This window comes from Paenibacillus polysaccharolyticus (assembly GCF_900102085.1).
In the GTDB taxonomy this organism is placed as follows: Bacteria; Bacillota; Bacilli; order Paenibacillales; family Paenibacillaceae; genus Paenibacillus; species Paenibacillus polysaccharolyticus.
Map to the genome: position 1 here is coordinate 198,559 of NZ_FMVM01000011.1, position 14,977 is coordinate 213,535.

Annotated in this window: 14 protein-coding genes; 12 read left to right on the plus strand and 2 right to left on the minus strand. The window is 45.5% G+C overall.

Annotated features, from left to right (window positions below):
* The first annotated feature begins 168 nt into the window (after window positions 1–168).
* The 8 genes from infC (at window position 169) to BLQ13_RS17000 (ending at window position 7,289) form a co-directional block, all read left to right on the plus strand.
* Entirely contained in the window at window positions 169–663 is a 495-nt protein-coding gene (infC, locus tag BLQ13_RS16965; RefSeq protein ID WP_139168915.1) for a translation initiation factor IF-3, read from the plus strand.
* A 24-nt stretch (window positions 664–687) separates the two neighbouring features.
* Window positions 688–891 (plus strand): 50S ribosomal protein L35, encoded by a 204-nt coding sequence (rpmI, locus tag BLQ13_RS16970; RefSeq protein ID WP_017689665.1) that lies wholly within the window; start codon window positions 688–690, stop codon window positions 889–891.
* An 88-nt stretch (window positions 892–979) separates the two neighbouring features.
* Complete coding sequence (gene rplT, locus BLQ13_RS16975) at window positions 980–1,339, plus strand: 50S ribosomal protein L20 (protein ID WP_017689664.1); 360 nt, start codon at window positions 980–982, stop codon at window positions 1,337–1,339.
* A gap of 575 nt (window positions 1,340–1,914) precedes the next feature.
* Window positions 1,915–2,955: a BMP family lipoprotein gene (locus tag BLQ13_RS16980; protein ID WP_090922194.1), complete on the plus strand. Its 1,041-nt coding sequence runs from the start codon at window positions 1,915–1,917 to the stop codon at window positions 2,953–2,955.
* 199 nt (window positions 2,956–3,154) lie between these two features.
* Window positions 3,155–4,693 (plus strand): ABC transporter ATP-binding protein, encoded by a 1,539-nt coding sequence (locus BLQ13_RS16985; protein WP_090922196.1) that lies wholly within the window; start codon window positions 3,155–3,157, stop codon window positions 4,691–4,693.
* On the plus strand, window positions 4,686–5,765 hold the full coding sequence (locus tag BLQ13_RS16990; RefSeq protein WP_090922198.1) for an ABC transporter permease: 1,080 nt from the start codon (window positions 4,686–4,688) through the stop codon (window positions 5,763–5,765). Before BLQ13_RS16985 ends, BLQ13_RS16990 begins: the two co-directional genes overlap by 8 nt.
* Complete coding sequence (locus BLQ13_RS16995; protein ID WP_090922200.1) at window positions 5,766–6,728, plus strand: ABC transporter permease; 963 nt, start codon at window positions 5,766–5,768, stop codon at window positions 6,726–6,728.
* 186 nt (window positions 6,729–6,914) lie between these two features.
* Complete coding sequence (locus tag BLQ13_RS17000) at window positions 6,915–7,289, plus strand: hypothetical protein (RefSeq protein ID WP_090922203.1); 375 nt, start codon at window positions 6,915–6,917, stop codon at window positions 7,287–7,289.
* A 6-nt stretch (window positions 7,290–7,295) separates the two neighbouring features.
* On the opposite strand, the gene BLQ13_RS17005 is transcribed toward BLQ13_RS17000, so the two are convergent.
* On the minus strand, window positions 7,296–7,739 hold the full coding sequence (locus BLQ13_RS17005) for a GNAT family N-acetyltransferase (RefSeq protein ID WP_373323213.1): 444 nt from the start codon (window positions 7,737–7,739) through the stop codon (window positions 7,296–7,298).
* A gap of 598 nt (window positions 7,740–8,337) precedes the next feature.
* Between BLQ13_RS17005 and ilvB the strand changes: the two genes are divergently transcribed.
* From ilvB to BLQ13_RS17025, 4 genes are all read left to right on the plus strand, one after another.
* Window positions 8,338–10,089 carry a biosynthetic-type acetolactate synthase large subunit gene (gene ilvB, locus BLQ13_RS17010; RefSeq protein ID WP_090922207.1) on the plus strand — a complete coding sequence of 584 codons (1,752 nt, stop codon included), beginning with the start codon at window positions 8,338–8,340 and terminating at the stop codon, window positions 10,087–10,089.
* Window positions 10,086–10,568 (plus strand): acetolactate synthase small subunit, encoded by a 483-nt coding sequence (gene ilvN / locus BLQ13_RS17015; RefSeq protein WP_090922209.1) that lies wholly within the window; start codon window positions 10,086–10,088, stop codon window positions 10,566–10,568. Before ilvB ends, ilvN begins: the two co-directional genes overlap by 4 nt.
* A gap of 324 nt (window positions 10,569–10,892) precedes the next feature.
* The gene (gene ilvC / locus BLQ13_RS17020) at window positions 10,893–11,885 is read left to right on the plus strand and encodes a ketol-acid reductoisomerase (protein WP_090922211.1); all 993 of its coding nucleotides are present in this window, start codon (window positions 10,893–10,895) and stop codon (window positions 11,883–11,885) included.
* Window positions 11,886–12,025: 140 nt separating this feature from the next.
* A complete protein-coding gene (locus BLQ13_RS17025; RefSeq protein ID WP_090922213.1) occupies window positions 12,026–13,567 on the plus strand; it encodes a 2-isopropylmalate synthase in 1,542 nt (513 codons plus the stop codon).
* Between the two features lie 208 nt (window positions 13,568–13,775).
* Here BLQ13_RS17025 and BLQ13_RS17030 read toward each other — a convergent pair whose 3' ends face one another.
* Entirely contained in the window at window positions 13,776–14,756 is a 981-nt protein-coding gene (locus BLQ13_RS17030; protein ID WP_090922215.1) for an aldo/keto reductase, read from the minus strand.
* Between the last annotated feature and the right edge of the window lie 221 nt (window positions 14,757–14,977).

Here is a 14,977-nt window from a genome sequence, read left to right on the forward strand (position 1 = left end):
ACCAACATACGTTGGCTGGTCAACGATCCCAATAATTTATGAAGTGTATACTCATGAAGAATTGTGTTGATTACAGGGATGTCGGTAGCTTGACCGGCATCCCTTTTATTTTTGTGTAACAGGATATTCAAAATGACCTGGAGGTGGACGGTTATTAGTAAAGATCACATGATTAATGACGAGATTCGGGCGAAGGAAGTACGCCTTGTCGGAGCTGAAGGAGAACAAATCGGGATCACTCCCATTCGTGAAGCACTTCAAATGGCAATTGACCTGAACTTGGACCTGGTTAATGTGGCCCCACAGGCTAAACCGCCGGTGTGCCGCATCATGGACTATGGCAAATTCCGCTATGAGCAACAAAAGAAAGAAAAAGAAGCCCGTAAGAACCAGAAAATTGTTGACATTAAAGAAGTATGGTTCCGTTCCAATATTGAGGAGCACGATTATCAAACGAAGCTTCGTAATGTAGTTAAGTTTTTGAAAGAAGGCGACAAAGTGAAATGCTCCGTTCGTTATCGCGGACGTGAGATTGCACATGCGTCTATTGGTCAACGGATTTTGGAACGCGTTAAGGTAGAAGTTGCAGAACTTTGTACCGTTGAACGTCAACCGAAACTGGAAGGCCGCAGTATGATTATGATCTTGGCTCCTAAAGCCTGATAACATTGGAGGAGGAAACACAACATGCCTAAAATGAAAACACACAGCAGTTTGAAAGGACGCTTCAAAATTACCGGTTCCGGTAAAGTCCTTCGTTACAAAGCTCACAAAAACCACTTGCTTTCTCACAAATCCAAACGTGCTAAGCGCGTTCTGAACGGCAACCCTGTAATGGCTGCTGGTGACGTGAGACGTTTGAAACAAGGTTTGGCTAACCTGAAAGGTTAATTCAAAATAGTAGATTCCGTACGGGGGATTGGCTTCGGCCATACACATACCACGGATACATTTATATTTATTTGGGAGGTTCTTTAATATGGCAAGAGTAAAAGGCGGTTTTGTAGTACGTCGTCGTCATAAAAAGGTTTTGAAACTGGCAAGAGGTTATTTCGGTTCCAAACACCGTATCTTTAAAACAGCTAATGAGCAAGTAATGAAATCCCTGGTATACGCATACCGTGACCGTCGCAACACAAAACGTAACTTCCGCAGACTGTGGATCGTTCGTATCAATGCTGCAGCACGTATGAACGGTTTGTCTTACAACAAATTGATCCACGGATTGAAACTTGCTGGTGTAGACATGAACCGCAAAATGCTGGCTGATCTGGCCGTTAATGACATCAATGCGTTCAACTCTTTGGCTACTGTAGCTAAAGGTAAAATCAACGCTTAAATCTGTATGAAGTAAGCCGCCGTACCTATGGCGGCTTTTTTTACGGACTGGAGAATAAAAACGGCTTAGGAAGAACAACCTAAACTTATCGCAAAAGCTGGAAGTGATAGCAGAGTGCGAGCGCCGTTGGTGAATAACACAGCATGGCATTACATAAAACACGAACGGTGCAATAATACAAATGAATTAGAGTGGTTTTACGAAAATTTAGAAGTAGGTGTGATATTTTTGTTATATAACATCACATCGTTGTAACGTTAGTGTATTAAAACGTTAAATTATTAAGCGCTTTCAATAAAAAAAGTACAAAAATAAGTGCTTTTTGGTGATTATACATCTGGATTTTAACACTGGTTGATTGTATAATCACCTCTAGTAGGCCAGTCCTAAATTTTTCTTTTCGGGTCATAATGTTCGGCTTTTCGACAGATGAACAGATGCATCGAGCAAAAGAATGCGCTTTTAGTGAGCCATTGGCGAAACATTTCGCTTTCTAACCTGTTCTTTATATCTGTTGATCCGTGCAATGCAGACGAGATTTGAAAGGGACATATTATTAAGGGGGAAAAAGAGAAATGAAAAAAATGCTTAGCCTGTCTCTGGTAATGTTGCTGGCAGTATCGGTTATGCTCGCAGGATGCGGAAGCAAACCAAAAGAAGAAACAAATGCCGGAGGAGACAATGGTGGAACTTCCACTGAAGCCAAATCCGATGTTCAAATCGGTATGGTTACTGACGTAGGCGGCGTGAACGACAAATCCTTTAACCAATCGGCTTGGGAAGCACTGCAAGCAACCGAAACTGAAACAGGTGCTAAAGTTAAATATCTGCAAAGTAAATCCGATGAAGAATATATTCCAAACTTGAACGAATTTGTTAAAGGTGGATATGATCTCACTTGGGGTATTGGTTTCCAACTGGCTGATGCGATCAAAACGGTAGCAGAGCAAAACCCTGACTCTAAACTGGCGATCATCGACAGCGTAGTGGATGCAGCTAACGTGAAATCCGTAACGTTCGCTGAAGAAGAAGGTTCTTATCTTGTTGGTGTTGTTGCTGGTCTTAGCACCAAAACAAACAAAGTTGGTTTCGTAGGTGGTATGGATAGTCCACTGATCAAAAAGTTTGAAGTTGGTTTCAGAGAAGGGGTTAAAGCAGTAAACCCTAAAGCTGAATTCATCTCTAACTACACAGGTGCTTTTGACAAGCCTGACTTGGGTAAAGCAGCTGCAGCTACATTGTACAACAAAGGCGTTGACATCATTTTCCACGCTTCCGGTGCAACAGGTAACGGCGTGTTCAATGAAGCGATTGCTCGTAAAAAACAAGGTCAAGATGTATGGGTTATCGGTGTGGATAAAGACCAATCCCTTGAATTTGGCGATGAAGTGACACTGACTTCCATGATCAAAAAAGTAGACGAAGCGGTTAAACGCGTGAATAAAGAAGTTGTTGACGGTACATTCGCGGGTGGATCTGAGAATCTGACGCTGAAAGAAAACGGCGTTGGCATTGCGGATACTTCCAGTAAAAATGTATCACCAGAAGTTCTGGCTAAAGTTGACGAATACAAAGAAAAAATCATCAGCGGCGAAATCAAAGTACCTACTGAGTAATACGAATTCGTAGTCATTTTGATATCTGCTGTATTATAATCATCCGGGCCGGTCTTGACCGGCCTTGTGATTGTAAAGCCAGGAACATTTGATCAAGGCATTATAACATTTGTACAATCTAACCATTGCAATAGTGCTCCGAGTAGGAGCTTTTCTTTCGTTTGCGGAACCAAACTATATCAGTTATAAGGGTGATTACATGGGTGCAGCAACCCCCGTCGTTGAGTTGAAACAGATAACGAAGCGTTTCCCAGGCATTGTTGCCAACGACGCCATCAGCCTTCAGCTTCAGAAAGGCGAAATTCATGCTCTACTGGGCGAAAACGGCGCTGGTAAGTCAACATTGATGAACATTGTTTTTGGTCTCTATCAGCCAGATGAAGGTTCCATTGAAGTGAATGGCAAACCTGTCATCATTGACAGTCCAAACCGGGCGATCGATCTTGGCATCGGTATGGTGCATCAGCACTTTAAGCTTGTGCAGCCGTTCACGGTAACAGAGAACATTATTTTGGGATCCGAGCCTACTAAGGGTCTCAATATTAACTATAAAAAGGCCGCTGCAGAAGTACAGCGCTTGTCCGAGCAATATGGACTCAAAGTAAATCCTCACGCCAAAATTCACGATATTTCTGTCGGCATGCAGCAGCGTGTTGAGATTGTTAAAACGCTATATCGCGGTGCGGACATTTTGATCTTTGATGAACCAACAGCAGTACTGACACCACAAGAAATCAAAGAGCTGATGGTCATCATGAAAAAGCTTGTCGCTGAAGGTAAGTCGATCATTCTGATTACGCACAAGCTGAAAGAAATTATGGAAATTTCGGATACGGTTACGATTATTCGTCGTGGTAAAGTCATTGATTCGGTCAAAACTTCGGAAACCAATCCGAATGAACTTGCAGAAAAAATGGTTGGCCGAAACGTTACGTTTAAAGTGGATAAGAAGCCTGCCACACCTGGAGCCAATGTACTTGAGGTCAGCAAGCTGATGGCCAAAAATAAAGAAGGTATCGCGGTTCTGAACGATCTGAACTTAAATGTGCGTGCTGGAGAGATTGTTGGTATTGCCGGGGTAGACGGTAACGGTCAAAGTGAATTGATTGAAGCCTTGACAGGTTTGCGCAAAGTGGATAGCGGATCGATCCGTTTGCAAGGAAAAGAGCTTTCCAATCACTCTCCTCGTCACATCTCAGAAGCGGGCGTTGCTCATATTCCGGAGGATCGACATAAGCATGGGCTTGTTCTGGATTTTTCGGTGAGTGAAAATATCGTTCTGGAATCATATTACAAGGAGCCGTATACGCGCAAAGGTTTCCTGAATTTTGATGCGATTAAAAAGCAGGCCAAGCGGCTGGTAGAAGCATTCGATGTGCGAACACCGAGTATCGAGACGAAAGCACGTTCCTTGTCGGGAGGAAACCAGCAGAAAGCCATTATAGCCCGTGAAGTGGATAAAAATCCTGAATTGCTGATTGCTGCCCAGCCAACACGTGGATTGGACGTAGGGGCTATCGAGTTCGTGCAAAAGCAATTGATTGCTCAGCGCGATCAGGGGAAGGCTGTTTTATTGATTTCGTTCGAACTCGATGAGATTATGAACGTTTCAGACCGCATCGCGGTTATCTATGAAGGACAGATCGTTGGCGAGGTGCTGCCGGAAGAAACCAATGACAGGGAGCTTGGCTTGATGATGGCGGGCAGCACCCAAAAGAGAGGTACTGTGCATGAATAAAGTGTTAAAATGGTTTACCCGAGATTCGTTTATTTTGCCTGTTGTAGCAATTCTAATGGGACTTATTCTCGGCGGAATTGTTATGTTAATTGGTGGATATAACCCGTTTGAAGCATACGGTGCTTTATTCAAAAAAGTATTTGGTGACATGTACAACTTCGGGGAAGCTGTGCGGGAAATGACTCCGCTCATTATGACGGGCCTTGCTTTTGCTTTTGCGGCTCGTGCCGGGTTGTTTAATATCGGGGGCGAAGGACAGTTTCTCGTAGGGATGACAGCAGCTACGTTTGTAGGTGTGAAGTTTACTGGTCTGCCTATTTATATTCATGCACCACTGGCGCTAATTGCGGGTGCGGTATTTGGTGGGCTCTGGGCAGCAATTGCTGGTTACCTGAAAGCTGCACGCGGGGTCAATGAAGTTATCAGTAGTATTATGCTGAACTGGATTGGTTTATATTTAGCCAATCTGATCGTGCGTCAATTTTTGCTTTTGCAAGGGGAGAACCGCTCCGTTGATATCAGCGAGTCGGCCTCTATCAGTCTGACTTGGCTTTCTGAGTTGATGGGCAATTCACGTGTTCATATGGGAACGTTGATTGCTCTTGTAATGGCAGTGCTCTTTTATATCTACATGTGGAAAACAAAGCAGGGATATGAAATCCGTGCCGTCGGTTATAACCCGAATGCAGCGGAATATGCAGGTATGCATGTTAATCGGAATATCGTCAAAGCGATGTTTATCAGTGGCATGCTCGCAGGGCTTGGCGGAGCATTCCAGGTTCTCGGGGTATTCCAGTATCAGACCGTAATGTCAGGTTCTCCAGGCACCGGGTTTGACGGGATCGCAGTTGCTTTGATTGGTCTAAATCATCCGTTTGGAGTGTTACTTGGTGCGTTGCTCTTCGGTACGCTTACTTACGGTTCTGCAGGAATGAGCTTTGCTGCGGATGTACCACCTGAGATTATTCGGATTGTCATCGGTTCGATTATCTTCTTCATTGCCGCACAAGGCATCGTGCGCTGGGTACTTAAACCGTTCTATTCCAAGCGCAAGAAAGAGAAGGTGTTGTAGATGGACTTGTTGACAATCGGGCAAATTATCAATACGACGCTTGTCTTTGCTACGGCATTGATTTTTGCTTCCCTTGGCGGGATATTCTCGGAAAAATCTGGGGTAACAAACCTTGGACTTGAAGGTTTCATGGTGTTTGGTGCGTTCGCGGCCGGTATTGGTGCTCACTATGCCCAAGAAGCGGGTATGGGCGGGACAACATCGGCGTGGATGGGGGTACTGCTTGCCATCGTGCTTGGTGTACTCGTTTCACTTATTCACGCGGTAGCATCCATTACGTTTAAAGCTGATCAGATCATCAGTGGTATCGTCATTAACTTTTTAGCGGCAGGAAGTACACTGTATCTGGTAAAACTGCTGTTTGAAGGTTCAGGTGATTCACCTTTGGTACAAGGCTTCAGCAAATTTAATGTGCCGTTTCTCGAAAACATTCCTTTGCTTGGAGAAGCATTTTTCAAAAATGTATATCCAACGACTTACCTAGCGATTTTGTTTGTATTCCTGACATATTACATTATGTTTAAAACACCGTTTGGACTTCGTCTGCGTTCTGTAGGTGAACATCCAAGCGCGGCGGATACTGTCGGGGTTAAAGTTCGTCGTTACCGTTACGTTGCTGTTATGATCAGTGGTGCGCTTGCGGCGATTGGCGGAGCAGCCATTACATTGACAACAACAGGTACGTTTTCGCATAATACCGTTTCCGGTCAAGGTTACATTGCGATTGCAGCGATGATCTTTGGTAAATGGAATCCAATCGGTGCTTTCGGCGCGGCTGTATTTTTTGGATTCTCTCAAGCGATCCGTAACTATGTGCAATTGTTTGAATGGTCACAGAGTATTCCCCAGGAAATTATTTTCATGTTGCCTTATTTGCTTACGATCATCGTTCTGGTGGCTGCGGTTGGACGTTCTTCGGCTCCATCTGCGCTGGGCGAACCGTATGATCCTGGTAAAAGGTAACTTTAGCAAACCGGATATCATCTGGTTTCCAAAACATAATTTCGAGAAAAGACCTGCGATTTTGAGCGGGTCTTTTTTTTGTGCGCTCCATTGTAGTACCCAACTTTTTCGGTAGGGACAAAGAAACAGGCGAATTCGGTCATGGACGAATACACTGTTTTGAATGATCCGAGGAGGAGGGATAGTATGAGAAAACAGGTTACGCGTACTGAAGCGATGAAACTTATAGGCAAAAACATAGTTGCGGTCAAAAAAGACGGTACTCGGGTTACGGGGAAACTGTTAAAAGTATCAGGTAACAAACTCGTTCTCAAGCGTTTAGGTGGAAAAAAAGTACGTACCAAAGCCATCTTGCCTTTGGTATTATTTGATCTGCTGGCCATTGCGACCTTACCTTACGCTTATGGCCAAGGCCCTGGATTTGGCCCTGGTTACGGTCCAGGTCCGAAACCTGATTGTTGCCCAGGGTACGGCCCTGGTTATGGACCTGGACCGGGTTACGGCCCAGGCCCAGGATATGGTCCTTATGGTCCCGGATCGAGACCGCCTGGATTTTTCTAAAAACGACTAGAGTCTTTTTTCCATTTCGTAACAGCGACTGATCAGGATATATCTCAGGTTTTGATATCCATTTTTTTGATAGAATTGATTCCCCTTGATATTGCCTTCATCCACCATGACTTTGGATTTTTTGCAACCACGGGATGCTGCAAAGTTCTCTGCTTCATGCAGTAACGTCTGTCCGTAACGCTTTCGTTGCTCTTTCGAACTAACGGCCATCATATCTACGTAAAGCAGTTCTCCATGCATGAGAAAATGAATGAATGCCACAGCAGGTTTATTTGGCTCCGGCGAGATTACAAAGGTCATGCCCCTGTTCATTCGCAGGGGTATTTCTTTGCGTATTTTATGGATTTCCTTCTCGCTCATATGTGATAAAGGAACAAGCTGTGTGTCAATCAGCTTCATAATTGCTCCGTCATCCAGCTTGGATGAACGCTGACGAATGATCATGCGGGGCCTCCTTTCAAGGCCAGTCGTGCGGCCTGTATATCTTATGCCTGGGGCGTGATAAAAGGTGACTGCATGAAGGCCGGACATTGAGGCAATCATAGAGTGGAGAGCGTGTGTAAATGTGGTTAGCATATTTTTATCAAAAACAGGTATTGACTTATCGGTTAGAGGAATCATATAATGTTCCTAACATTTAACGAGAATATTTCATCGGCTATGAAGAGGACGAAGTTTTAAGGGCTCTTTTGCTCAGAGAGTGGATGGATTTGCTGAAACCACCACCATTACCCCTTATATACGAGCTCACCTCGGAGCTGTTTTCCTGAAAAGCATTGGAACGTCAAATCCATGCGTATTAGGGGGAATCGTAAGTCTGCGTTACAGACAACAGGTATGGGAGACGACTACGTCGTTTGTACATCGTTTTGTTATACCTGGTAAGGTCCGTTATTGCGAAATTTCGGACAAAGTTGGGTGGTACCACGGAAGCGATAACCTTTCGTCCCTCGCAAGCATGAACTTGTTTGCAGGGATGGAAGGTTTTTTTGTACCTTTTTATGTCAGAATGGTGTAAATTTCGAGAGGAGGATGACTAATGGGAGCTCAAATTCCAGAAGTACGATCGACAGATGAATTACGTGAAAGATGGATGAAGCCGGAGGTCATTAGCGGTTCCGAGATTTTGCTAAGAAGTTTGCTGCTTGAAGGTGTGGACTGTGTCTTCGGTTATCCGGGCGGTGCGGTATTGTACATTTACGATGCGATGTATGGCTTTGAAGATTTCAAACACGTTCTAACTCGTCACGAGCAAGGTGCCATTCATGCGGCTGACGGTTATGCACGAGCAAGTGGAAAAGTCGGCGTATGTATCGCGACCTCCGGTCCAGGTGCAACGAACCTCGTTACAGGAATTGCAACGGCATATATGGATTCCGTACCACTGGTTGTCATTACGGGTAATGTCAATTCCAGCTTAATCGGCTCGGATGCTTTCCAGGAAGCGGATATCACTGGTATTACAATGCCGATCACCAAACACAGTTATCTGGTGAAAGATGTAAAAGACCTGGCGGGCATCATTCATGAGGCATTCCATATTGCTAATACCGGACGTAAAGGACCTGTACTGATCGATATTCCAAAAGATGTATCGGCAAACAAAACGTTGTTTGAACCGAGCACTGAACCTGTTATATTGAGAGGGTACAATCCACGCACGGTACCGAATAAACTGCAGGTGGATCGCTTGGCACAGGCCATTCAGGAAGCAGAGCGACCAATGATTATTGCAGGTGGCGGTGTAGTTTACTCTGGCGGACACGAAGCGCTTTTCGAGTTTGTGGAGAAGACGGGCATCCCGATCACAACAACACTTCTCGGACTTGGAGCTTTTCCAAGTGGACATGAGCTTTGGACTGGAATGCCGGGAATGCACGGAACCTACACGTCGAACATGGCCATTCAGCAATCGGACTTGCTCATCAACATCGGTGCACGATTTGATGACCGGGTAACGGGTAAGCTGGACGGATTCGCACCACACGCGAAAATTGTCCATATCGACATTGATCCTGCAGAGATCGGCAAAAACATTGCGACTGATATTCCAATTGTAGGCGATGTGAAAACAGTACTGGAGATTGCAAACAAGGAAGTTGGACGTGCTGAACGTGCAGATGCCTGGAGAGATCAGATCAAACAGTGGAAACAGGAAAAGCCGTATAGCTACACGGATTCGGATGAAGTGTTAAAGCCGCAATGGGTTGTTGAATTGTTGAACGACACCACAAAAGGTGAAGCAATCGTAACAACGGACGTTGGACAACATCAAATGTGGGCAGCACAATACTACAAATTTAATCAACCGCGTTCATGGGTTACTTCAGGTGGACTTGGAACAATGGGCTTTGGATTCCCATCTGCGATCGGTGCACAAATGGCTAATCCGGATCGACTGGTAATCTCCATTAATGGGGACGGCGGGATGCAGATGTGTTCTCAGGAACTGGCAATCTGTGCGATCAATAACATTCCAGTTAAAATTGTAATTATTAACAACGAAGTACTTGGTATGGTTCGTCAGTGGCAGGAACTGATTTACGAAAATCGCTACAGTCACATTGATCTGGCAGGAAGCCCTGATTTTGTGAAGTTGGCTGAAGCTTATGGAGTGAAGGGACTGCGGGCAACGAACAAGGAAGAAGCCGAGCGTGCATGGCAGGAAGCTTTGGATACGCCAGGGCCAGTAGTTGTAGAATTCGTTGTACGTAAGGATGAGAATGTATATCCAATGGTTCCGCAAGGAGCAACAATCGATCAAATGCTGATGGGAGATGCTGAAGAATGATAAGACATACGATTTCGATATTGGTTAATGACCAGCCAGGTGTCCTTCAGCGTGTATCCGGATTGTTTGGTCGACGCGGGTATAACATCGAAAGCATTACAGTAGGTCAATCTGAAGAGCCAGGACTTTCCCGAATGGTCATTGTTACGATTGGTGACGACAAAACACTCGAACAGATTGAAAAACAGCTGTATAAAATTATTGATGTTATCAAAGTGGTTGACTTTAGCTTGAAACCGATGGTTGCTCGTGAACTCGCGCTGATCAAGGTGAAGGCAGAGCCCTCGGAGCGTCCGGAAATTTTGGGTGTGGTGGAAACCTTCCGTGCATCGGTTGTCGATGTAGGCCCAGCAAGTCTGATGGTACAGGCCGTTGGTGATACAGACAAAATTGATGCGATGATCGAACTGCTCAAGCCATATGGCATTCGTGAATTGTCCCGTACAGGCGTAACAGCATTGGTACGAGGCAACGTATAGAGGTATAATGAAATCAAGATGGGCTGATCCATACATGAACACAATGATTTACTTGTGAAAATGCTCAGTTAGCGTAAAATAAATGCTATCTGATCCAAATGTGTCAGTCCAGTAACTGCTGTAAAGTAACATTTTAGTGATGTAACGCTTGAAAAGAGAGCCACACCCCCGCATTAACGAGCGGGTGTCTGAACGGATCGGATCAGAAGCGGCGATAATCAGCATTGATCAGGTAATTTTTTAAAAAATGTGAGGTTGACCGGTCCATTGAGACACCCGCTCATTAATGAAGGGTTCTTTACAATACAAAGGAGGACTTATAACATGCCAGTAACTACTTATTATGAACAGGATGCAGAGCTTAGCGTATTGAAAGGAAAAACGATCGCGGTGATCGGATATGGTAGCCAAGGTCATGCTCAGGCACAAAACCTGCGTGACAGCGGATTGAACGTAGTCATCGGACTTCGTGAAGGTAAATCTTTTGACGCTGCTAAAAATGATGGGTTTGAAGTGTTGTCTCCGGCTGAAGCAACTAGCCGTGCAGATGTGGTTCAAATCTTGCTGCCGGATGAAACACAAGCTTCTGTATACAAAAACGAAATCGAACCAAACCTGAAAAAAGGCGCAGCATTGCTCTTCTCTCACGGTTTCAACGTTCACTTCGGCCAAATCGTTGCTCCAAAAGACAGCGATGTATTGCTGGTAGCTCCTAAGTCCCCTGGTCACATGGTACGTCGTACCTATGTAGAAGGATTCGGTGTTCCTGGTCTGATCGCGATCGAAAAAGATGCGACTGGTAAAGCGAAAGACATCGGTCTCGCTTATGCTAAAGGAATCGGCTGTACACGTGCAGGTGTTATCGAAACTTCCTTCCGTGAAGAAACAGAAACAGACTTGTTCGGTGAACAAGCGGTTCTGTGTGGCGGTGTAAGTGCCCTCGTTAAAGCTGGATTCGAAACGTTGACAGAAGCTGGATATGCTCCAGAAATGGCGTACTTCGAGTGTCTGCACGAATTGAAACTGATCGTTGACATGATGTACGAAGGTGGTCTTGCAAGCATGCGTGATTCCATCAGTAACACTGCGGAATATGGTGACTATGTAACTGGACCTCGCGTCGTTACTGAAGATACGAAGAAAGCAATGAAAGAAGTGCTTTCCGATATCCAACAAGGTAAATTCGCACGTGACTTCATCTTGGAAAACCAATCCGGCCGTGCATTCTTGACAGCAACACGTCGTAACGAAGCTGAACACCCAATCGAAGTGGTTGGCGGACAATTGCGTGAAATGATGCACTGGATCAAAAAGTAAGCAACGATTCCGTTCACTTTTTGAACAAGCATCTTAAGGAATTCGAGCAACTTACAGCGTGAACTGGAAATAGCGGCCGTGCTTATGCGTGAGCCGCTATTCTGGTTTACAGAAATGAATAATATGCAGGGGGTGCGAAGGTGCGTAAAATCTATGTATTTGACACAACGCTGCGTGATGGAGAACAATCTCCAGGAGTCAATCTGAACACTCGCGAGAAGGTGGAGATTGCCCATCAACTGGAGCGTCTTGGCATTGACCGGATGGAAGCAGGTTTCCCAGCAGCATCTCCGGGTGACTTGGCCGCAGTTAACGCCGTAGCGAAAGCGGTTAAAAATATTACGGTGATCGGTTTGTCCCGCTCCAGAGAGCAGGATATTGATGCGGTGAAAGAAGCGCTTAAAGGTGCAGAAGACCCGTGCATTCACGTATTTCTGGCCACTTCGCCAATCCATCGCCAGCACAAGTTGCGCATGGATAAAGGGCAGGTTCTGGACACGGCTCGCTCTGCGATTCGTTATGCGAAGAAGACATTTTCCAAGATTGAGTTTTCCCTGGAGGATGCAGGACGTACCGAGTATGATTTCCTCGTGGAAATGGTAAATATGGCAGTTGAAGAGGGTGCTTCTGTCGTTAACATTCCAGATACGGTCGGTTACCTGAGCCCATATGAATACGGGAATATTTTTAAACATCTGAAAGAAAATGTTCATAACATCGATAAAGTTCAGCTGAGTGCACACTGTCACAACGATCTGGGGATGGCAACAGCGAATACGCTTGCCGCCATTTTGAACGGCGCTGATCAGATTGAAGGTACGATTAACGGCATCGGAGAGCGTGCAGGCAACACCGCGATTGAAGAAATTGCGATGGCACTCGAAACACGTCAGGAGTTTTTCCAGGCGAAAACGACACTGCAGTTGTCCGAGATCGCACGTACCAGCCGCTTGGTTAGCCGTTTGACCGGTATGGTTGTTCCTGGCAACAAAGCAATCGTTGGAGCTAATGCCTTTGCTCATGAATCCGGTATTCACCAGGATGGTATGTTGAAGGAAAAAACAACCTACGAGATCATGACGCCAGAAACGATCGGTCTCAAAGAGAGCAAGCTAGTGCTTGGTAAACACTCCGGACGTCACGCGTTCCGTGAACGCTTGATTGAACTTGGGTATGAGCTGGATGATGAAGCATTGAACCGTGCTTTTGCACAATTTAAAGATCTGGCAGACAAGAAAAAAGAAGTTACCGATGAAGACCTGCTTGCCGTAATCGAAGAAAAGTTACAGGATGCACCTGAGGTGTACAAACTGGAATCGATCTTTGTTACGTACGGTGATGAATCCGTGCCTACAGCGAAAGTTCGTATTGCTACGCTGGATGGGGAGACGGTGGAAAAACAGGCAGAAGGTAATGGTTCGGTGGATGCGATCTATAACGCTATTGATCAGGTGAGCGGAGAAGAAGTAACGCTATCGGACTATTCCATCAAATCCGTAACACACGGTAAAGACGCACTTGGTGAAGTACATGTTGTCCTTACCCAAAATCAAGTTTCTGTTCAAGGGCGCGGTGTGAGCACAGATATTCTCGGTGCTAGCGCTCGTGCGTATGTTGACGGCTTGAACCAACTCATTGAGAAACGTAAAACGTACACCAACCGTGTGAACGTCAATTTGTAGAGAAGTACTGCACGGTGTGCTTGAAGTACAAATTTACAAACCTGCTAACTAGGTCGGTATAGTAGAGCCATAGTCGGTATAGTAAAGCTAAAGCCGAACATGTGAAAAAGTCTGACCCTTCTGGAGTCAAATGTACCTTTAGTGTAGACGTGATGAAGTCTATCTATGAGTACAGTCCAACAAGGGTCAGACTTTTTTTATTGTAAATTTACCAAGCGTATGCGTTAGGGGCGTGTCCGCCAGGACCAGGGAAGATTTCATCCAAACGGTTAAGAGTGGATTCATCGAGCGTCATGTCAAGACATTTCAAGGCGGTCTCGAATTGCTCCAGTGTGCGCGGACCAATGATTGGCGCAGTAACAGCTGGATTGGCAGCTACCCAGGCAAGTGCAACTGTATCCTGTGGCTCACCAAGATCACGGCAAAGTGCGGCGAAATCCTCAAGCTGCGTCTGATGTTTCTCAATTCGTTCTGCAATGCCTCCACTGCGAGTCCCTTCAAGTTTCTGTAAGGCATTGCGTCCGAGCAAACCGCCATCCAGCGGGCTCCATGGAATAACGCCAAGCCCGAGGGCTTTAGCCGCCGGTAATACCTCCAGTTCAGGCAGGCGGCAGTTCAGGCTGTATTTATGTTGCTCAGATACAAGGCCGAGGAAGTGGCGGTTTTTCGCTTCGCTCTGAGCAAGGGCGATCTGCCACGCGGCAAAATTACTTGAACCGACATATCCGATTTTGCCCTGGTATACTGCATGTTCAAATGCACCCCACAACTCGTCCCATGTGATAACAGGGTCGACATGGTGCATCTGGTATAATTCAATATGATCGGTTTGCAGACGCTGAAGAGAGCCTTCAAGGTGACGTCTGATTTTATAGGCGGAGAGACCGGCTTCATTGTTAGGGCCATCTGTTTCATCATGCATGGAACCGTAGACTTTGGTGGCAAGCACGACCTTTTCACGTCTGCCTCCGCCTTGTTTGAACCAACGTCCGATGATTTCTTCGGTGAGACCGGAATTTTCACCCCAGCCATAAATGTTAGCGGTATCAAAAAAGTTAACGCCGGCATCCAGCGCTGCGTCCATAATGCGGAAAGCTTCTTTCTCGTCCGTGGCTGGTCCAAAATTCATCGTACCGAGACAGATACGGCTGACCTTAAGGCCTGATTTACCCAAATACGAATATTGCATGTTAAACATCCCTCCAGCATACCTGATTTGATTTCAGCTATATTTTACCTTACCCTGAACTGGCGAACAACTTCGAAGTGCTTGTAATGATCCTTCTTATAGGCAAAAACTATTAAAGTCATAGATTGTATATCTTGGTCAAATGACCGTAGAATATGATACAAAGAAGAGAGTTATTAATGAGACGATGTTTACACAGAAACGCTAACATGGGCGGATCA